This window comes from Mucilaginibacter sp., from assembly GCF_036383575.1.
In the GTDB taxonomy this organism is placed as follows: domain Bacteria; phylum Bacteroidota; class Bacteroidia; order Sphingobacteriales; family Sphingobacteriaceae; genus Mucilaginibacter.
Map to the genome: position 1 here is coordinate 1 of NZ_DASVOB010000031.1, position 20,838 is coordinate 20,838.

The window sequence follows — 20,838 nt, forward strand, 5'->3', positions numbered from 1 at the left end:
GTTTTCCTGCCTGCTTATAACCTGTTGCAAACTCCTGCTTTGGGAGCTTACCTTAACCGCATCAACCGCATCGTTAAATTCATCACGGCTCAACAAGCGCTGATGTTTACCTTCAAAATCCTGAGTGAGTAATTGAAAACGGTCATTGATATTATAAGCCGAAGCTATTTCTTTGGCACGACGTTTAGCTTCATCAAGTAATGAGCCTTCGCGGTTCAGGGTTTCCATGGAATAAGAGTTGTCCACAAAAACACTAATGATCTGCTGTTTACCAGCATTCGCATTGTTAGTGCCGGGGATATACGGGCGGGCAAATGCAAGTACCAGGAACAGTAAAGCAAGTAAACGTGAGGCTAATATCAACCGCTCCTTTAAATTGCGGCGCGAGGCTTGCTGTTCCTGCACCTCTTTCAAAAACTGCACATTACTGAAATATACCTTTTTGTATTTACGAAAATTGAAAAGGTGGATCACAACCGGGATAGCCAGGCTCAGCAACGCGAATAAAAAAGCGGGATATAAAAAATACATATTTTATATAGCTGGTTGTGCGATTTACAAATGTGCTAATTAATGCGGATATTTTGATAGACTGATTAACGCCCGCCTTAACAGCGAATATTAATGGTGCAAACAAGTTGATAAAATTCTGCTTATCTTGCCTTACCTGAACATGAAAAAAATACCCTTATTATTAATTTTATCACGAGTTTTATTTGGCATAGCGATTATTGCATTAAGCTTAGTACAATCCTTACATTTCCGAAATATCATTATAGTATTGATGATAGTGGGCCTGCTGTCGGACATTTTTGATGGTATCATTGCCCGGCGGTTAAACGTTTCAAGCCCTACGCTCAGGCGGCTTGACTCAGGTATCGATCAGTTTTTTTGGTTGTGCATTGTTGCCGGGTGTTATATCACCTGCCCGCAATTTTTTAAAGATAACATGCTTAAAATATGCATCCTGATTGCCATGGAAGCGGGATGTTATGCCATAAGCTATATCAGGTTTGGTAAAGAAGTAGCTACGCATGCCATATCCTCGAAATTTTGGACGCTTATATTACTTGCCACTATGATACAGGTTACTGCAACCTGTTCATCCGTAATTTTATTTAATATTTGTTTTTACCTGGGGATTGCCACCCGTATGGAAATTATAGGCATGCTCCTCATTATCAAACAATGGACAAACGATATCCCAACCATTTATCATGCTATTTTAATACGTAATGGTAAAGAAATAAAGCGCCACAAACTTTTCAATGGTTAATATAAGCACAGCCAATTACGATCATTTTAAATAGCTATTGATTAAGTAAATTCAAATTGTACCCCACTTTCAAATAATGTTTAAATAAATATATTTGGTGCATACATCAATCTACTTAAAATGGAATACAGAAAATTAGGCGAAAGTAAACTAAGCGTATCGGCAATAACCTTTGGTGCATGGGCGGCAGGCGGCTGGATGTGGGGTGGGAATGATGATCAGGAAGCTATCGATGCTATGCGTGCGGCTTATGATCTCGGGATAACTTCAATTGATACAGCCCCGGTTTATGGCCAGGGCAAAAGCGAAGAACTGGTTGGTAAGGCTATAAAAGACCTGCCCCGAGATAAGGTACAGATCCTGACCAAGTATGGCCTGCGCTGGGATTTAGCCAAAGGCGAGTTCTTTTTTAAGAGCAAAGACAATAGCGGCAAAGACATAGATGTTTACCGCTATGCAGGCAAAGACAGCATCATCGCCGAGTGTGAAAGCAGCCTAAAGAGGCTTGGCACCGACTATATCGACCTGTATCAGATCCACTGGTCGGACAAAACCACTTCAATAGATGAAACCATGGAGGCTATTTTACGCTTGCAGGAACAAGGCAAGATCCGCGAAGCCGGTGTATGTAATTATAGTGTAAGCCAAATGCAAATAGCTGCCAAAACCATTAAACTGGCAGCAAACCAGGTTCCTTTTAGCATGGTTAACCGTGCTATTGAGGACGAGCTGATCCCCTACTGCATTGAGAACAGGAAGGCGATATTGGCTTACAGTCCGCTTGAACGCGGTTTGCTGACCGGTAAAATGAAACCCGGCCAAAATTTTGGCGAAGGTGATCACCGCGCGGGTGTTAAATACTTTACAGATCAAAATATTGAGCGCACCAATGCTTTCCTTGCCAAAATAAAACCATTAGCCGATGAAAAAGGTGCCACCCTCGGGCAGTTGGTTATCCGTTGGGCAATCAATCATCCGGGTATAACTGTTGCGCTGGTTGGTGCCCGTAATGCCGAACAATCCATCCAAAACGCCAAGGCTATCAACATCCATATTAATGGAGAAGAAATGGAATATATCAACAACCAGTTAAGCGACCTGGTTATTGTTGGATAACACCGTTAACTATGCGAAGAGCCTAACGGTTCTTCGCATAGCATATAAACTAAAATCAAAAAAATCAATTAAATCAGCGGTCAATTTCCCTATCTTCCATTTATGAAAAGATCGCTGTTACTATTTCCTTTATTGCTTGCATTAAAGCTATCCGCCCAAAACGCGCAGCAAATCCATAAAAACGCTATTTTAATTGATACACACAACGACGTTATTTCGAACGAGCTGATAACCAAAGCTGATTTGGGTAAGCGTCAAAGTGAAGGAAATTTCGATCTTATTCGTGCTAAAGAAGGAGGACTTGATGCCCAGATCTTCTCTATCTGGTGTGGCGAAAGCTATGGCAAAGGAACAGCCTTTGCTTTTGCCAATCGTGAAATAGACTCGCTATATGCACTCATAAAACGTAATCCGGATAAAATAACATTAGTACATAATACTAAAGAACTTAAAAAAGCGGTAGCTGATAAAAAGTTGGCTGCGCTGATAGGTGTTGAGGGTGGGCACATGATCGAGGACAGGATGGATTACATTGACAGCCTTGCTAAACGCGGCATGCGTTACCTCACCTTAACCTGGAATAACAGTACTTCGTGGGCAACATCAGCCCGTGATGAAGTTACTAAAAAGGATAGCCTGAAACATTTGGGCCTTACGGATTATGGCAAACAAATAGTAAAGCATCTCAATGACCTTGGTGTTATGGTCGATGTTTCGCACGTGGGCGAACAAACTTTTTATGATGTGCTCGCAACTACCGCCAAACCTGTAATCGCTTCTCATAGTTGTGCCTATAGTATTGATCCCAACCGTCGTAATTTAAAAGATGATCAGTTAAAGGCGCTTGCAAAAAACGGCGGCGTTGTATGCCTCAATTTTTACAGCGGCTTTGTTGATAGTACCTATACGCCAAAGGTGCATAAGTTCCTGGGGGAGCATAAAGCAGAGCTCGATTCGCTTACGAAAGTCTATCATGATGTCGACCTGGCCAATATCAGATTGAACGTTATGTACAAAACAGAATCAGACAAAATAAGGCCGCCGCTTGAGCTGCTGATCAAACATATCGATTATATAGTAAAACTGATAGGAGTTGATTATGTGGGCATTGGATCGGATTTTGATGGAGCCGAATCCTACCCACTCGGTCTGGACAGTGTGGCTGACTATCCTAAAATAACCGAAGAGTTGCTTAAACTTGGGTATAAGCAAAATGATATCGATAAGATATTGGGCGGAAATGTGATGCGGGTACTTGCTGCCAATACAGGCAAATGATGTCACTTTGTTGACGATATGTGCTTTGCCTTATGCGCTTAAAATTGTAAATTCGCAACTCATTTATAATAAAATGTCTCAAGAAACTGAACACGTAAAATGCCTGATCATTGGATCAGGTCCTGCAGGCTACACTGCTGCTATATATGCTTCACGTGCTGATCTTAAACCGGTTATGTATACCGGCTTACTGGCAGGCGGTCAGCTTACACAAACCACCGAAGTTGAAAACTTCCCGGGCTATCCACAAGGTATAATGGGTCCGGAACTGATGGAAGATTTCCGTAAACAAGCCGAACGTCTGGGTACCGAGATCCGTTTTGGATATGTTAGTTCTGTTGATTTTTCAAGTCTGCCACATAAAGTTGTAGTTGACGATGTAAAAACCATCACTGCCGATACCGTAATTATTTCAACAGGCGCGTCGGCCAAATGGCTTGGTTTGGAGTCTGAACAAAAATACAGCGGGTTTGGCGTTTCGGCCTGTGCTGTTTGCGATGGCTTCTTTTTTAAAGGCCAGGATGTAGCCATAGTTGGTGCCGGTGATACCGCCGCTGAAGAAGCTACTTATTTAGCTAAATTGGCCCGCAAGGTATATATGATTGTTCGCAGGGATGAGTTCCGTGCTTCAAAAGCAATGGTTCACCGTGTATTGAACACCCCGAACATCGAAATTTTATATAATACTGAAACCAAAGAAATTTTAGGCGATGGCCAAAGCGTTACCGGTGTTAAGGTGATCAATAACCAAACCAATGCCGAAACTGATCTTGACGTTACAGGATTCTTCGTAGCAATTGGCCACCATCCTAACACTGATATTTTTAAAGGCTGGTTACATATGGACGAAACCGGTTATATCATCACCCGTCCCGGTTCAACTGAAACCAACGTTGAAGGCGTATTTTGTGCCGGCGATGCCCAGGACCACATTTACCGCCAGGCTGTAACAGCAGCCGGTACAGGCTGTATGGCCGCCATTGACGCAGAGCGTTACCTGGCAGCTAAAGAGCATGTGGTGACAGCTTGATTTGAGTGATTGGAGGTTAGAGATTAGTGTCTTAGCCTCAGAAAAGCGATGGGTATAACCTATCGCTTTTGTTGTTTAATTAAAACTCTAATTAAACGGATGATAAGATTTTTTTGAATTTGCTTAGCATTCTGTTAATTCACTTAATTCCACAAATTCGGGTTCAGACAAGTACCCAACCAATTAATGAACTAATTTTTTACATACCAAAACTTCTTATATTTTTTTAAAAAGATTTATCTTACGGGCTCATACTAACCTGATTGATAAATTATGTATAAAAAGGCTTCTTTGATACTGCTTGCCGTGCTTGCAGTGTGTACCACCACTGTAAACGCACAAGACAGCGATCCAAACCTGGGTATCATCCCTGCTCCTGTTTCATTAAAAAAAGCTTCCGGCCAATTTGTGTTGAGCAAGGAAACCACTATTCAGGCGGATACGCCTTCAAACAAAGCTGTAGTATTTTTTAAAGATTACCTTGCTAATAACCAGGCTTATAATAAGCCGATTGTTGTTAAAAGCGGCACAAGTACAAATGTTATAACCCTTACAGCCGCTGGTACCGATGGTTTGCCTGCCGAAGGTTACCGTTTAACTATTACCCCACAACAGATCATTGTAGCAGGTAAAGGGGCCGGATTATTTTATGGTGTGCAAACCTTATTACAATTAATGCCGGCCGAGCATGCCGCTACCATCAAACTGCCAGCTGTACAGATTGAAGATTACCCGCGTTTCGGCTATCGTGGTGCCATGCTTGATGTTGGCCGCCACTTTTTTGGGGTAGAAATGGTTAAAAAATATATTGACCTGCTGGCTGCCTATAAGCTGAATACTTTTCACTGGCACCTTACTGAAGACCAGGGCTGGCGTATAGAAATAAAGAAATATCCTAAGCTTACCCAGATCAGCAGCATGCGTGCACAAACGCTGATTGGCGGCTATCACGATCGTACCCCGCAGCAGTTTGACGGCACTCCTTACGGTGGATTTTATACGCAAGATCAGATTCGCGAGGTAGTAAAATATGCTTCGGACAGGTTTATTAATATCGTACCTGAAATTGAGATGCCGGGCCACTCACAGGCTGCCCTTGCTGCATATCCAGAATTAAGCTGCGATCCTTCAAAAACTTATAAAGCTGCCGAAACCTGGGGAGTATTCAATGATATTTACTGCCCTAACGAAAAAACGTTTGCCTTTTTGCAGGATGTTTTAACCGAGGTGATGGCACTTTTCCCAAGTAAGTACATCCATATTGGTGGCGATGAGGCTCCGAAGGATGCATGGAAAAATTCTCCTTTCTGCCAGCAACTGATCAAAAAATTAAAGCTGAAAGATGAGCATGCGCTGCAAAGCTACTTTATACAACGCATTGAAAAGTTTGTAAACTCAAAAGGACGCAGCATTATTGGCTGGGACGAGATCTTAGAGGGCGGTCTTGCCCCTAACGCTACTGTAATGAGCTGGAGAGGTGAAGAAGGAGGGATTGCAGCAGCGCAACAAAAACACGATGTGATCATGACGCCTGGAAGTAACGGTTTATATATTGACCACGGCCAGGGCAAACCAAGCCAGGAGCCATTAAGCATCGGTGGTAACGAGCCCCTTTCAAAAATTTACAGCTACAACCCTACCCCAGCTGTACTAACGCCTGATGAGCAAAAATACATTAAAGGTGTGCAAGCCAATTTATGGACAGAATACGTGGCAACAGATGCTAAAGTTGAATTTATGCTGCTGCCAAGGCTCTTAGCTTTATCTGAAGTAGCATGGTCGCCATTGGCTAATAAAAACTATGTTGATTTTGCCGACACCCGTTTGCCGGGTCATTTAGCATGGTTGGATAAAAATGGATTTGATTACCATGTGCCAACAGCCATCGGCGCAAAAGATACTGTAATGATTGGCAGCAAGTTAACCGCTGTACTGAAACCGTCTGTCGAAGGTGCAAAAGTTCATTATACTATTGATGGTTATACTCCGCGTGAAACAGATCTGATCTATACCATTCCATTGAATTTAGATATACCTGTTGACCAATACCGCGAGTTGCAAACCATTGTGATCACCCCATCAGGTAAGCGGAGCAACGTAACCACTACATTTGTTTATAATAAAGCGCCAATGCCGGCCGTTAGTTATACAGGTACAGCAACGGGGGGTAAATACCAGGTTTTCCCCGGTCTTTATACCAGCACAAACCAATTAGGCATTATGCCTGCCGATAGCGGTGTTACTAAAACCTTCAATACGGCCGATCTGCGAAAAAATAAAGGTAAATACGGTGTAATTTATTCAGGATTTATTAATATTGATACCGATGGCGTTTATGGTTTCTCAACATCATCTGCAGGTGGTTCGGTTTTATTAATTGACGACCAGCCGGTGGTTAATAACGACGGAAAACATAGCATGAATGAACAAATGGGTGCAGCACCGTTATTAAAGGGTTACCATAAAGTGACCGTAAAATATTTTGACCAGGGTGCTGGTCCTGTAGCATTAAGGGTGTTTATTACTGCGCCCGGTAAAGCAAAGGCCGAGTTAACGCCAGATACGTTGTTTAACTAAGTTGAACTATATAAAAAATATGACTAACAGGTTTTACCTTTTTGCGTTTGCGATGAGCGCATTAATGGCAGGATGCGGCAGGCCGGAAACAAAAACGCCTGCCGCTCCAACGGCACCTAAAAAGCCGGAATTGATGGCGCCTTTCAGGTTTCATAAATTGATAGAGGTATCGCCGGGGCAAAGCTATGATGTTTTGAGCTGGGGCCGTGGCGCTGAAGAAGCCGGATCATTCATGATACTGCACTCCGATTCGTCGGCCATAAAATATACCACAACTACCGGCGACCTGGATGGCGCTATTATTGATGTTTACAATTCGGATATGGATGTGGATGGCAATCCCGAGATCCTGATCCAGGCAAAATCAAAAGATACAACCAATTACACTTCCATTTACGCTTTTGAGTTTAATGACAACAGCAAAGCAAATAAATTGGATTTTCCAAAGCTGACCAGTTCACAACGCAAAGGCTACCGTGGTAATGATAACTTTTATATCAGGGATGGAAAGTTGATGCGTGAGTTCCCGATCTTCAACGGCACAGGTAAAGAGGCAAAACCGTCGGGTGCAAAACGTCAGTTGGAATATGGCTTGCGTGGTAATGAATTTACCGTAAAGCAGCTGAGCAAGGACTCTACTGATGTAAGCAATAAAACTTCTAATAATCAACCTGCTAAAGCTGACGAGAAGAAATCATCGGATAAACAAAGCTCTTCTTCTTCAAAATCATCGAAGAAAAAGCATAAGAGGCATAGAGGATAGTGTAATACACAACCGTCATTGCGAGGCACGAAGCAATCCCCAACAGGCAGGTCCGCCCTGTATAGTTCGCGATTGCTTCGTTCCTCGCAATGACGGTTTATTTATATCTTACCTCTAAACAATTTCAACAAAGAGATTTTGACTAACCTCTTATCTCCAACCTCTAATCACCAAAAACTAAGTTTGTATCACCCCCACATTAAAGGCTTTTTCAATTGGCGCGTGATTAGCCGCTTCAATTCCCATTGATATTACCTTACGGGTTTCAAGCGGATCAATGATCCCATCAACCCAAAGCCGGGCTGCTGCATAGTATGGGGTAGTTTGTGAATTATATCTGTCTGTTATCTGTTTTAGTAATTCGGCTTCCTTTACGGCGTCTACTTCTTCCCCTTTGGCTTTGAGGCTTGCTTCCTGGATCTGTAGCAGGGTTTTGGCTGCTTGCCCGCCACCCATTACTGCTATTTTAGCTGATGGCCAGGCATAGATCAATCGTGGATCATAGGCCTTGCCGCACATGGCGTAGTTACCGGCTCCATAGCTGTTACCTACAACAATGGTAAACTTAGGTACTACTGAATTTGCTACCGCATTTACCATTTTTGCACCGTCTTTAATGATCCCGCCCTGCTCTGAGCGACTGCCCACCATAAAACCGGTAACATCCTGTAAAAACACCAGCGGGATCTTCTTTTGATTGCAATTCATGATAAAGCGCGTAGCCTTATCCGCCGAATCAGAATAGATCACCCCGCCAAACTGCATCTCCCCCTTTTTAGATTTGATCACCTTGCGCTGATTGGCAACAATTCCTACAGCCCAGCCATCAATGCGGCCCAATCCACAAATAATAGATTGCCCATAGCCATCTTTGTATGGTTCAAATTCGGAGTTATCCAACAGCCTTAGGATGATCTCCATCATATCATATGCCTTCTCCCGGTTATCTGGCAGTATGCCATAAATTTCTTTTTCGTCGAGTTTAGGCAATGATGCTTGAATCCTGTCGAAACCAGCTTTGATATAATCGCCGGTCATGCTCATGATATTGCGAATGGAATCAAGCGCGGCCTGATCATTAGGCTGCTTATAATCGGTAACGCCGGAGATCTCACAATGCGTGGTAGCACCGCCAAGGGTTTCATTATCTACATCTTCGCCAATGGCCGATTTTACAAGGTATGATCCAGCCAGGAAAACAGAACCTGTGCCTTCTACGATCATAGCTTCATCGCTCATAATAGGCAGGTAAGCGCCGCCCGCCACGCATGAACCCATAATGGCGGAAATCTGGATAATACCCATACTGCTCATGATGGCGTTATTGCGGAAGATCCGGCCGAAATGCTCCTTATCCGGAAAGATCTCATCCTGCAGGGGCAGATAAACGCCCGCCGAATCGACAAGATAAATGATGGGAAGTTTATTTTCGATAGCTATTTCCTGGGCGCGCAGGTTCTTCTTAGCCGTTATCGGGAACCAGGCCCCAGCCTTTACTGTAGCATCATTGGCAACAACAACACATTGCCTGCCCGATATATACCCGATACCACAAATAACACCGCCCGAAGGACAACCGCCATGTTCAGTATACATGCCATCGGCCACAAAAGCACCGATCTCCAGCCATGGTTTATCTTTATCAATCAGGTAAGCTACCCTTTCACGGGCAAGCATTTTCCCTTTTTCCTTTTGTTTGGCAGCTGCCTTTTCGCCGCCGCCCTGGTATACTTTGTTAAGCCGGGTGTTTAGCTCATAAACAAGCTGCTTATTAATATCTTCATTTTTATTAAATTCGATATTCATAATTGGTTTTAGATAGGACAGGTAATTTAGGAAGAATTATAATAATAAAGCTACAGAGTTCTCATCCTGACCATCACATTGTCAGATCCCTGATAAACAGCCATATATGTTGTTATTTTCGTTTTAATGGTCTCATGCCCATTATTTCATAATTCTCATCTATGGTAATACTAAGTATTTCCGTTGGCGGTTCCAAATTATCATCAGTACGCCGATATCGTAAATTGCCCCACATAGTATTGCCCAACGTTAACTGAACTCCTGTAGTGCTCAATTTCCACTTATCATCTTTAACCTCTTTCTGCAATGCAGTTAACTGCTCGTTTGTTACCTGGCTTGCTATTTGTTTGGCTATATATTTCCGCGCTTCATCAAAATTACCCGCTGTTAATGCAGCTAAAAATAATTTAACTTTTTTATCAGCATCAATTACCTTCTGTTTGTCGAGCTTCAGAGTGCCTTCTTCCGCTGTTTTGTTATTTACGTACAGTCTTATTCTATGGGTTGGGGTTATAGTAACATTTCCTTGCTGTAAGTATTTATTTGAAAGTGTTACATACATCTCAACTTCAACACTATCCTTGCTGAAATTATCCTTACGCTCAAATTTCCCGGTTTCTATTTGCGACAGGTCATCCAAACTGCCTGTTGTTTTGCCTTCGCCAAATTGCTTTTGAACTAACGCAAGTAATTCCTTGTATTTTTTAATAAATGCTTGAAGGCTGTCAACTGAATGTTTAGAAGCCTGGTGAGTAAAATTAGTTTCATCCCATTCGTAAAGTACCCTATAAACGGACGAATCAGTTTTTATGGGGAAATAATACACCAATAAGTCAGGCAGTTTCTTATCCTTTTCTTTACGACGGTAACCGATAGGCTGCCCTACATTACGACCTGTAATATATTGAGTTTCAATTCCAAATGGAATACTCTTAATTTCTGCTTCCTGCTTTATAAATTCATTGACGTTCTTATGCCTGATATCGAGCGCAATTTGAGCAAAGATTACAACAGGGCAGCTTAGTAATATTAAAATGGCAATGATTTTTTTCACGTGATTTAACTTAGGCTAAAAACAAATTTAGTAAAGTAAATCAATAAGCTCGTTTTACTTTTAAGTATGCTTGAATCCGTTATAAAGACTAAGTGAGGTTTCTGTCCTTAAACCATACTTCATCCGGCGTCGCATTGAAATTATCCATCAGATTTACCAATTCTATCGGATCACCGGAAGTAAGGATCAGTTCGCGATTGGCCGGTTTCAGGAAACGCTGTTCAACCATAACATCCATCTGTTTAAGTAACAGATCATAAAAACCGTTGATGTTTAACAGGCCAATCGGGTGATTATGCAAGCCCAATTGCAGCCAGGTTAATACCTCAAAAAATTCCTCAAGGGTACCCAATCCACCAGGAAGCGTAATGATGCCGTCACTAAGGTCATTCATCATTTGTTTACGCTGATGCATATTCTCAACAATATGTAATTCAGTTAAACCGGTATGCCCAACTTCCTTATCCATTAAAAATTGCGGGATAATACCTATGGCCTTGCCTCCCCTGCTTAACACCGCATCGGCTATTAAACCCATAACACCAACTTTACCGCCGCCAAATACAAGGGAGATATCGCGGCTCACCATCACTTCCGCCAATTGATCAATGGCTTGTTTTAATATTGGGTCGCCGTTAAAATTAGCGCCGCAGAATACACAGATAGCTTTCATAATGGACAAAAATAATGGTTTAACATTAAGCGATGAATAACTATCGATCATTATTTATATGGCCGGTTTACATTGTGCTATTATTAATATATTTAAAAAAAATATCACATGAAAAAACCTATTTTAACCATTATCACCCTTTTTATTATCGCAACCCAGGCGTTTGCGCAAAACATCATTACTCCTAAAGTTGAGCAAAAAGATGATCAATCAACGATCATCAAAAAAGTTGAAACCAACAATATGTATACTATTGTAACTTTTGTAGGCCATGCTTATCAGGATAATGCCTGGATCCAGCTTAACAAGGAGATTTATCTGCAAACTGATTTGAGTAACGCGCACTATGACTACATTAAGTCGGAAAATATTGCCATGGTACCGAATAAAAGTATATTAAAAAAGGCCGGTGACAAGCTTGAATTTAAAGTATACTTTAAAAAAATACCTGCGGCTGCAAAATCAATCGACATCATAGAGCATGCAGGGTTAAGCAAGTCGGGAATCAGTTATTTTAATTTTTACAACGTTAGTTTGACTGAACAAGCTCCTAAAATAACAGATGTCGTTTTGCTTCCGCCGCCGCCAATACAAAGAGACACAGCCTCAACGGGCTTATTTTACGGAAACGCTTCAAATGAAATGCAAAACGCAATGAGTTCTATGGGCCCAATGTATGCATCAATGGCAAAATCAGTACTTGATGCACAGCTTGCCTACTTTAAACAGCCGGGTAAATTAACCGAAATAGCCAAATTGAATAAAGAATATTTTGACGCGCTTATTAAAGAAGGGTTCACTTATGATCAGGCATTAAAAATTATAACTTCCAGCAGCCTGATTTCTAAGTCATCATCTGTTCCCGGCCAGTAAGGTTATTGAATTAAAAGAGCCTGAAAGTACGGTAAACTTACGCTTACCATATCTTTCAGGCTCTTTATTTTATGCAGTTTATATTAAGAATTACCTGCTTGTATAGTTAGGCGCTTCTTTAGTGATAGTAATATCGTGTGGATGGCTTTCACGCATACCGGCAGCTGTGATGCGTACAAATTTTGCACGTTGCAGGTCTTCGATATTAGCTGCACCACAATAGTGCATACCTGCACGTAAGCCACCAATGTACTGGAATATCACTTCGGCCATGCTGCCTTTAAATGGCACGCGACCAACAATACCTTCAGGAACTAATTTGGTCACCACATCGGTTTCATCTTGGAAGTAGCGGTCCTTTGAGCCTTTTGCCATAGCCTCAACCGAGCCCATACCACGGTATGATTTAAATTTACGGCCTTCGTATATAATGGTTTCGCCTGGTGATTCTTCAACACCTGCAAATAATGAACCGGCCATGATAGAGCTTGCACCGGCAGCAATGGCCTTTACAATATCACCTGTTTGTTTAATACCACCATCGGCAATTACCGGGATGCCACGGCCTTCAAGCGCTTTAGCGCATTCGTAAACTGCATATAGTTGCGGTACACCTACACCTGCAATGATACGGGTAGTACAAATTGAACCCGGACCAATACCAACTTTAACAGCATCGGCACCAGCATCGGCAAGAGCAATGGCAGCATCGCCGGTGGCAATGTTACCGGCAATTACCTGCAGGTTAGGGTAAAGTTTTTTAACCGCTTTAACCATATCAATAACTCCTTTTGAATGGCCGTGAGCTGTATCAACAGTAACCACGTCCACACCGGCATTAACCAGGGCGGTTACACGATCAATATTGTCAGCAGCTACACCAACGGCAGCACCTACGCGTAAACGACCATATTCGTCTTTACAAGCGTTAGGGAAGTTTTTAACTTTCTGAATGTCTTTATAAGTGATCAGGCCTACCAGTTTCCCATCTTTATTAACAACAGGTAGTTTCTCGATCTTATTACTTTGTAATATGTTGGCTGCATCGGTTAAGGTAGTCCCTTCCGGTGCAGTGATCAGGTTTGTTTTGGTCATTACTTCACTTACGGGAACGCTCATGTCCTTTTGGAAACGAAGGTCACGGTTGGTGATAATACCTTTCAGGTTATGATCTGCATCAATAACCGGGATACCGCCGATGCTAAATTCTCTCATAATTTGGAAAGCATCTGCAAGCAGCGCATCTTCCAATAAAGTAACCGGGTCCTGGATCATGCCGCTTTCTGAGCGTTTAACCTTACGCACTTCGTCGGCTTGTGCTTGTATGGTCATGTTTTTGTGTAACATGCCTATACCACCAGCCTGTGCAATGGCAATAGCCAGATCAGCCTCTGTAACGGTATCCATAGCGGCCGAAATGATGGGAATGTTTAACCGGATGCTTTTAGTTAAGTAAGTTCCGGTATTCACTTCACGTGGTAACACTTCTGAATAAGCCGGGAGTAGTAAAACGTCGTCGTAAGTTAATCCTTCGGCAACAAATTTTGATGGGTCTAACTGCATAGCAAATAATTATTTTGGAGTTATTATTTGCCGGGCAAAGGTAATAAAATATTTCGAATTACGGAATTTCGATTTTGGATTTATTTAAAATTGCCTTAAGATGATAATTCAGGATTTGGGATTTCGAATGTTCGATTTCGGATTTATTTTATTTTTACCGCCCGAATCTATTTAAGATTTGGGACGCTCGCTATCTCATTCGCCGTTAGACAAATTCGAAATCGAACATCCCAATTCAGAAATCAATCAATATTTCCCTACAATCACTTTATAAAACTGATTGAAGTTGAAGTAAGTATTAGCCAGTTGGATCAGCTTATCTGAAGTTATGTTTTTTACAGTTGCTGTGTATCTGTCGTAATAATCATAATCCAAACCTGCAAAATAGATGGTTTTGAATTTATCAGCATGCGAAAACACATTTTCAAGGCTGCCCAGTAATGAGCCAAGCATATAATTGCGCACCAATGATAGCTCCCCTTCAGGTACTAATTCTGTTTTCAGCAGGTTTATTTCCTTCTCAATTTCTGTAACTGCCAGCTTGCAAACATCAGCTCCAACCTCGGTAGCTATAAAAAATGAGCCGCCTTGTTTAAATGAGGCCAGGCCTGAACCTATACCATAGGTATATCCCTTATCCTCGCGGATATTGGCCATCAGTCTTGAACCAAAATAACCGCCGAATACTGTATTCAATACCTGTAAAGGCTGAAAATCCTCGTGTGAACGGTTGATGATAGGCGTACCTATCCTGATCGCCGACTGCAGCGCTTCCGGTTTCTCCGTAAAATAGAACAGGTCGGCTGCTGCTTTAATATCGGGCTGAGTTGTAGTGCCTAACTCGGACGTATTAGACCAGTTTTTATCAAACGTATCTGTAAGCAGGGTTAGCGTTTCGGGTTCAACTTTGCCGGCTATAATGATGGTGCAATTTGAAGGCTGATACATTTTTTTGTAATGGGCCAGCATATCTTCATGTAGCAGGGTTTGATAGTCGGGCATTTCAGAGGCATAACCAAAAATGGTAGCTCCATAAACCGCTCTGTTAAACACACGGCGTGCCACTACATCATTTTTTTGCAGGCTAACCTGTAGTTTTTGCTGTTGGTTGCGCTTAAAAGTTTCCAGTTCCTTTTCGGGGAAGATTGAATTGTTAAGGATATCAGCAATAACCGGCAGGGTATGGTGCAGGTGTTTATTTAAGCTGTATAGCGTAACCTGCGAGCTTTCGTAACCATAATCAACCTGCAAAAAAGCACCGTAAAAGTCAATTTTATCAGCGATTTGCGCAGCGGTTAAAGTTGTAGTACCATCGGTAAGCATGGAGTTTACAGCCATGTTAAGCAGCGGTTTTGCCGGATCAAACGTTAGATTGCTGAAGATCCACTCAATACGCACCAATTCCTGGTCGCCGGAGTTAAAGCAAAAAACGTTACAGCCATTGCCAAGCTTCTGATGCTCCGGCTTAATCAGGCTTATATTATCGATAGCCCTAAATTCAGGAGCTAATTGTCTGTTGATCATATGTATCTTGTTTAACCTTGATTTTCATGATTTTAAGATTTCCTGACTCAAAAATTGTTTAGTATCAGGAGAATCCTAAAATCAGGCAAATCAAGGTTCTGTTTACTTCTCTGCTAAATAAATAAGCGTTGATGAATTATCTTTTCTGAACAGTTTATTGGCTTGTTCTTTTACCTGGGCGGCACTTACGGCAAGATATCTTGCTGTTTCATGGTTGATCAGGTCGGCATCGCCAAGCAGCTCGAACGAGGCCAGGTTCATCGCTTTATCCAACAATGACATTTCCGAAAATATCATGGTTGATTCCGTTTTGTTTTGAACCTTAGTAAGCTCATCGGCCGGGATCTCTTCGGCTTTAATTTTCTCCAGCTCCTCCCATAACGCAGCTTCCGCCTGTTCAATGCTGATGCCCTCGAGCGGTTTGCCTTCTAACACAAACATGCCTTTATCCAAACTACCCGTAATATAAGCATGAACTTCACTAAAGATCTGTTTTTCCTTGATCAACGATTTATACAACCGTGACGAATTGCCCCTTGAAAGGACATCTGAAAGCAATTCAACCACATAGTAGTCATCATCTGTACGGGTACCCATCTGAAACGCTATATACACATCATTAAGCGGCACTTTAGCAGTCACCGTTTCGCGACGGGCTTCCTGTTGCTCGGCCTCTTGTGGCAGGTTACGGTGATATTTTTCACCGGCAGGGATTGCCCCAAACCATTTTTCAGAAAGCTCTTTTACCTGTTCGGTTGTTATATTGCCCCCTACTACCATGATGGCATTTTGCGGGTTATAATGCTTTTTGAAGAAGGCTTTTACATCCTCGATCCGGGCATCTTCTATATGTTTGATGGTTTTGCCAATGGTTGCCCAGCGGTAAGGGTGTGTTTTATAAACCAGCGGACGAAGCTTTAACCAAACATCGCCATACGGCTGGTTCAGGTAGCGTTGCTTAAACTCCTCTATAACTACGTTACGCTGTACTTCAAGGCTTTTTTCGCTAAAGGCAAGGCTCAGCATCCGGTCGCTCTCCAGCCAAAAGGCGGTTTCCAGGTTGGCCGATGGTAAGGTGATATAATAGTTGGTGATATCGTTGCTGGTAAAGGCATTATTTTCGCCCCCTACCCTTTGCAGTGGTTCGTCATAAACAGGAATATTTACAGAGCCGCCAAACATCAGGTGCTCAAATAAGTGGGCGAAGCCGGTTTGCTCAGGATCTTCATCGCGTGCGCCAACATCATACAGAATGTTAAGCACGGCCATAGGTGTGGTATTATCTTCATGCACAATAACCCTGAGGCCATTGTCAAGTGTAAATCGGTTGAATTTAACCATGTATCTATTAAATTTTTAATACGGATAGCAAATGTATAACTTTTGGTGACATTGAAAGTGAATGCCAAAAATGAACAACTGTTTTAGGTTAGGCACCGGTATTTTTTTACTTTTAAGCTACCAATGACCCGCGACGAACTTACCCAAAAAATAGCGAATACCATAGGCAAACTCAAAGTGCTTGAATTAAGCCGTATCTTAACGGAACAGCAGTTTGATTTGCGCGATTTGATAGACATTACCTTTAATCCTGATAAACCTCTGGGCTTCCGTGCGGCATGGCTACTGGAAAATATGTTTTTAAAAGATCAGGCTGTTTTTACTAATAATCTTGAGTATTTAATTGAGCGGCTGCCACAGGTTACCAATCCAGGCTGCCAAAGGCATTATACTAGAATACTGATGCATGCTACCGAAGAAAAGGAACAATCGCCGGTAAAACAAAAGCTGAACAGTCTTGATCTTGAACCTGCTGTTGAACAGCTTTTTGACTGGATGATAGATCCAAAAGTTAAAATAGCAGTGAAAGTATTTGCCGGCTGGGCTTTGCTCAATTTGCGGTCCCGTTATCCCTGGGTGGCTGATGAATTGCCCGCTCAACTGGAATTTTTAATGCGAAATGGTACCGCAGCTATCCAATCGGCAGGGAGGAAAATGATGATGGAATTGAGCCCCTCTAAATCTCCCCTAAAGGGGAGACTTTAAAAAACGCTTTTTAGCGTGAATAATAAAAGCCAAAAGCCGGCAAAAAATATCCCGCTGTCCCTACAGAAATATTTGTCGCCGACTTTTAACTTAAGATTTTTGACTTAAGACTACCTATCTAAGCCGTCGGCCTGTCCTCGCCGTGCAGGTTATGGCTTACCTGGCCGTGATGCAATTTGGCGGCTAAGGCTGATGAGATATCATCGGCATAAGTACCGTAAGCATTTACCAGTACGCCTTTTAAGTTATATTTTGATGATGATACGGCATATACTATCGACATATCTGATGGGTTACTCGCTCCTTCAAAACGGTAAAACTCGTCTATCTCAAAGTCATCAGCAGTCATATGGATATCTTTTTCTTTATCATCAATGGTATCGCCGTCAAGGCTAAGATTAGCCGTATATCCCCTCTTCAGGAGATCATTAGTGGCATCCACTAAGGTTTCATAATTTTTCATGGTGATGTTTCTGTATAGGTAAACAAAAAATGACCTTATTGATCATCTTCTGTTATTATAACTTTAAAAGCAACCAACTTGTTTGAGGCATGGGCATAAAAAAAGTCCCGTTGCCACCGGCAACAGGACTTAAACTAACAAATTGAAATTCTCCCTTTCGGGGGAAAGCTTTTATATACTTATTGGGCTTTAGCCAGCCACAATGAAGCATTTAAATGAAATGCCGAATGTGAAGTATATCCTGACGGAGCATCGCCCGACCAGCCGTTAAACAAGCTGTCGCCGGTATCGCCTGTGCCATCGTCAGCATCTGAACTGTCGCCGATCCAAACTACCCGACCGCTGCCATAGGTTGCTAACAATGCCATAGCATTAGCTGTGCCACCATTGGTAGCGCTGTTACGCCAGAATAATCCCTGTACGCTTGAGTTATTGGTTGGGTATAAGGTTGCTGTTGAACCATCATAGAAAGCCATTTTTGATGCTGTACCGGCTGCACCGTTCAGCACTTTTTGCGCATCGGCATTAGAGCCGGTGTAAACGTTGGTAGACGGGCTTTCATTGATATCAACATAATTAATGTTAAAGCCGAATGGGTTATTGTTATTGATACCGTTATTGGTCATCAAATCATTCCAAACCCTTGGTGAATCATAGCCGTCACCGTCACGATCCGACGGATTGTAGCCATTGGCGTCAGTACCAGCGGTTGTTGCCGCGGTGTGATCGGCTATCATGAATAAACCACCACCATTAGCTACAAAGTTCATCAAGGCAGTTTTTTCGGCAGCAGTAAACAAACGGTTTGGTTCGCAAACCACAAATACGTCGTAGTTGCTCAAATCCTGGGCACCGCCACCACCATAAGTAATTGCTGTACCTACAGGCAATGATTCAACAAGTTCGCCGCGTTTTACCAGTTCTACAGCCCATGCTGAAAGAGCGCCTTTCCAATAAGTTTCAGAAGTAGATGAAGTAATGCCCGTGTATGATGGCGTAGGGATACGCTGAGCTTTAGTTTCGGTAGTTGTACCACCGGTGTAAATAGCAACCTGCTCAGTGCCATCGGCGTCTATCTGCCAATCGGCGCTGCCTGCATTTTCAAGGTGACTTGCATCAAACAGGAATTTTTTGCCTGTAAGTACAGTGCCACCGCCACCTGTACCACCACCGGAGTTATCATTAATGGTGATATCATCAATATTGATGCGGTTGCTGCCGCCGGTAAGTTTACGGATTTCTAAACGTACATTACCGGTTTGGGTAATGGTAAAGGTTGAAACTGTTAATGTTGCTGTAGTAGTAATTGCCGAACCCGATTGAGCCCATGACGAACCACCATCAACTGAATAAAACAAACCCCAGGTACTTGCGCTGTCACCGTTATAGGTTGCACTTTTAATGGTAACGGTGCTGATACCTGTAGTAACATCAAACAGCATGGTAATTTTACCTGTATTGCGCATACGTGCACTCCATGAGCCTGCTTTTTGATCGGCAGCGAGATTGCCGATCAGGGCATCATACATGTTCCATGAAGCGCCTGATAAAGTAACATTGTCACCGCTTGATGAGCCGGTTGGCGATACATCATAAGCAGTTTTAGGACTGCTTGAGCCAACTTCAAAGCCCTGTGTTAAGGACACAGCTAATGTTTTGATTGTTTTGTTGGTAATGGTTTGATCAGCATCTTTTAATGCAGGTACCTGGCCATTTTTCTGACAGCTTGCCAACATGCCTGTTGCGGCAGCGGCCAATACCCACATACGTAGATTAGTAAGTTTTAGCATAATGATTTTTTTAGGTTTTAATGTATAAGTTAATAATATTGAATTATACGGTAAAAGTGCACGAAGGTTAATTCGTAATTATTTCTATTTCATTAACTTATTGTTAAGCAAACCTGTTAAAACTTATAATCCGGCTTTTACATTCCGGCTTAGGTGTTCTATTTTTAAGAGCGGAAGATTATGGAACACCGCACAATTTTGTCACCATTTAGCCGATAATATTTATACAAAAATGGGGTTAACATGTTTTCTTGGAGAAATACATCCAATTGATTGATTATTAAGTGTATAGTATAATGTTAACCCCGGATTGTGTTAACCCTGTTAACCCCCATGCCCCGTCCGGAAATAGCTATACAGATTTGTGAGTAAATCCTATTCTAACTATACAAGACCAACCCAAAACTACCTATCGCTTAAGTATCTGAATACAACAAAAAAAGAGGCTGATTTACAGCCTCCTTTCATTATTAAAAATCATTCAAGCTTATTTGGCAAAATAGGCCCCTATTCGTTTAGCAAAAGCTACGGTAAGTATCCCAATGAATATTTTTGCCCCTGCCGATATTACACTGCTTTGTTCATTGACATTGGCAAGCGTATACAGATGATATAGAAAATCAGGCACGGTGCTAACCAGCAGGAGCCCTCCTATTATCACCAGTGATATTTCGTAAATAACCTTTCGCTCGGCAAAAAGCTTTGCGTTTTCCTGGTAGTCACTTTCGTTGGTGATCCAGCGGGTAATCCGTTTTGTACCGGAAATAAGCAGCACGGCCAATACGATCAGGAAAATAAAGTTTAACCCGTTTACAATTAAAAGGCTTCCCTGGTCGGCAGCCTGTTGTTCGATAGGTGAACTTGCATGATTACCGATAAAGGTGATGAGGCCGGGAAGTTTAGAAATATCGGCCACCAGCAGGTATATACCCAGTATTTTAATGGCGACCTCATAGATGTCGGATTTTTTCATTCGTCTTAATTAGGGATTAATTGGTTTATGGCT

The 20,838-nt window shown here is 42.2% G+C and carries 18 protein-coding genes; 8 read left to right on the forward strand and 10 right to left on the reverse strand.

All coding sequences use genetic code 11. From position 1 onward, the window contains the following. Positions 1 to 531: BatA domain-containing protein (locus VF500_RS00990; protein ID WP_330857885.1), on the reverse strand; the 531-nt coding region annotated here is incomplete at its 3' end. Positions 532 to 673: 142 nt separating this feature from the next. Here VF500_RS00990 and VF500_RS00995 point away from each other — a divergent pair. From VF500_RS00995 to VF500_RS01020, 6 genes are all read left to right on the forward strand, one after another. Beyond that, complete coding sequence (locus tag VF500_RS00995; protein ID WP_330857886.1) at positions 674 to 1,276, forward strand: CDP-alcohol phosphatidyltransferase family protein; 603 nt, start codon at positions 674 to 676, stop codon at positions 1,274 to 1,276. A 120-nt stretch (positions 1,277 to 1,396) separates the two neighbouring features. Then, positions 1,397 to 2,392: an aldo/keto reductase gene (locus tag VF500_RS01000; RefSeq protein WP_330857887.1), complete on the forward strand. Its 996-nt coding sequence runs from the start codon at positions 1,397 to 1,399 to the stop codon at positions 2,390 to 2,392. Positions 2,393 to 2,494: 102 nt separating this feature from the next. After that, positions 2,495 to 3,670: a dipeptidase gene (locus VF500_RS01005; RefSeq protein WP_330857888.1), complete on the forward strand. Its 1,176-nt coding sequence runs from the start codon at positions 2,495 to 2,497 to the stop codon at positions 3,668 to 3,670. Positions 3,671 to 3,743: 73 nt separating this feature from the next. Continuing rightward, the gene (gene trxB / locus VF500_RS01010; protein ID WP_090526227.1) at positions 3,744 to 4,700 is read left to right on the forward strand and encodes a thioredoxin-disulfide reductase; all 957 of its coding nucleotides are present in this window, start codon (positions 3,744 to 3,746) and stop codon (positions 4,698 to 4,700) included. 273 nt (positions 4,701 to 4,973) lie between these two features. Then, positions 4,974 to 7,277: a family 20 glycosylhydrolase gene (locus VF500_RS01015; protein ID WP_330857889.1), complete on the forward strand. Its 2,304-nt coding sequence runs from the start codon at positions 4,974 to 4,976 to the stop codon at positions 7,275 to 7,277. 19 nt (positions 7,278 to 7,296) lie between these two features. Further along, positions 7,297 to 8,040, forward strand: a complete 744-nt coding sequence (locus VF500_RS01020; protein ID WP_330857890.1) for a hypothetical protein — start codon at positions 7,297 to 7,299, stop codon at positions 8,038 to 8,040. A gap of 177 nt (positions 8,041 to 8,217) precedes the next feature. On the opposite strand, the gene VF500_RS01025 is transcribed toward VF500_RS01020, so the two are convergent. The 3 genes from VF500_RS01025 to VF500_RS01035 all read right to left on the reverse strand — a co-directional run bounded on the left by VF500_RS01025 (position 8,218) and on the right by VF500_RS01035 (position 11,573). After that, the gene (locus VF500_RS01025) at positions 8,218 to 9,846 is read right to left on the reverse strand and encodes an acyl-CoA carboxylase subunit beta (protein WP_330857891.1); all 1,629 of its coding nucleotides are present in this window, start codon (positions 9,844 to 9,846) and stop codon (positions 8,218 to 8,220) included. Between the two features lie 112 nt (positions 9,847 to 9,958). Beyond that, positions 9,959 to 10,900, reverse strand: coding sequence for a hypothetical protein (locus VF500_RS01030; protein ID WP_330857892.1), 942 nt, complete (start codon positions 10,898 to 10,900; stop codon positions 9,959 to 9,961). Between the two features lie 88 nt (positions 10,901 to 10,988). After that, positions 10,989 to 11,573 carry a TIGR00730 family Rossman fold protein gene (locus tag VF500_RS01035; RefSeq protein WP_330857893.1) on the reverse strand — a complete coding sequence of 195 codons (585 nt, stop codon included), beginning with the start codon at positions 11,571 to 11,573 and terminating at the stop codon, positions 10,989 to 10,991. 108 nt (positions 11,574 to 11,681) lie between these two features. On the opposite strand from VF500_RS01035, the gene VF500_RS01040 reads away from it, so the two are divergent. Continuing rightward, entirely contained in the window at positions 11,682 to 12,446 is a 765-nt protein-coding gene (locus VF500_RS01040; RefSeq protein ID WP_330857894.1) for a hypothetical protein, read from the forward strand. A gap of 90 nt (positions 12,447 to 12,536) precedes the next feature. Here the strand turns inward: VF500_RS01040 and guaB are convergent, their stop codons facing one another. The 3 genes from guaB to VF500_RS01055 all read right to left on the reverse strand — a co-directional run bounded on the left by guaB (position 12,537) and on the right by VF500_RS01055 (position 16,874). Then, positions 12,537 to 14,009 carry an IMP dehydrogenase gene (gene guaB, locus VF500_RS01045; protein WP_243487776.1) on the reverse strand — a complete coding sequence of 491 codons (1,473 nt, stop codon included), beginning with the start codon at positions 14,007 to 14,009 and terminating at the stop codon, positions 12,537 to 12,539. 246 nt (positions 14,010 to 14,255) lie between these two features. After that, on the reverse strand, positions 14,256 to 15,533 hold the full coding sequence (locus VF500_RS01050; RefSeq protein ID WP_330857895.1) for a pitrilysin family protein: 1,278 nt from the start codon (positions 15,531 to 15,533) through the stop codon (positions 14,256 to 14,258). A 102-nt stretch (positions 15,534 to 15,635) separates the two neighbouring features. Continuing rightward, positions 15,636 to 16,874, reverse strand: a complete 1,239-nt coding sequence (locus tag VF500_RS01055) for a pitrilysin family protein (protein WP_330857896.1) — start codon at positions 16,872 to 16,874, stop codon at positions 15,636 to 15,638. Between the two features lie 123 nt (positions 16,875 to 16,997). Here VF500_RS01055 and VF500_RS01060 point away from each other — a divergent pair, with 123 nt between their 5' ends. Beyond that, positions 16,998 to 17,579: a hypothetical protein gene (locus VF500_RS01060; protein WP_330857897.1), complete on the forward strand. Its 582-nt coding sequence runs from the start codon at positions 16,998 to 17,000 to the stop codon at positions 17,577 to 17,579. Positions 17,580 to 17,697: 118 nt separating this feature from the next. Here VF500_RS01060 and VF500_RS01065 read toward each other — a convergent pair whose 3' ends face one another. The 3 genes from VF500_RS01065 to VF500_RS01075 all read right to left on the reverse strand — a co-directional run bounded on the left by VF500_RS01065 (position 17,698) and on the right by VF500_RS01075 (position 20,805). Next, the gene (locus VF500_RS01065) at positions 17,698 to 18,042 is read right to left on the reverse strand and encodes a phosphoribosylpyrophosphate synthetase (RefSeq protein WP_330857898.1); all 345 of its coding nucleotides are present in this window, start codon (positions 18,040 to 18,042) and stop codon (positions 17,698 to 17,700) included. Positions 18,043 to 18,221: 179 nt separating this feature from the next. Continuing rightward, entirely contained in the window at positions 18,222 to 19,832 is a 1,611-nt protein-coding gene (locus tag VF500_RS01070) for a hypothetical protein (protein ID WP_330857899.1), read from the reverse strand. 487 nt (positions 19,833 to 20,319) lie between these two features. Continuing rightward, complete coding sequence (locus VF500_RS01075) at positions 20,320 to 20,805, reverse strand: hypothetical protein (RefSeq protein WP_330857900.1); 486 nt, start codon at positions 20,803 to 20,805, stop codon at positions 20,320 to 20,322. Positions 20,806 to 20,838: the final 33 nt, after the last annotated feature.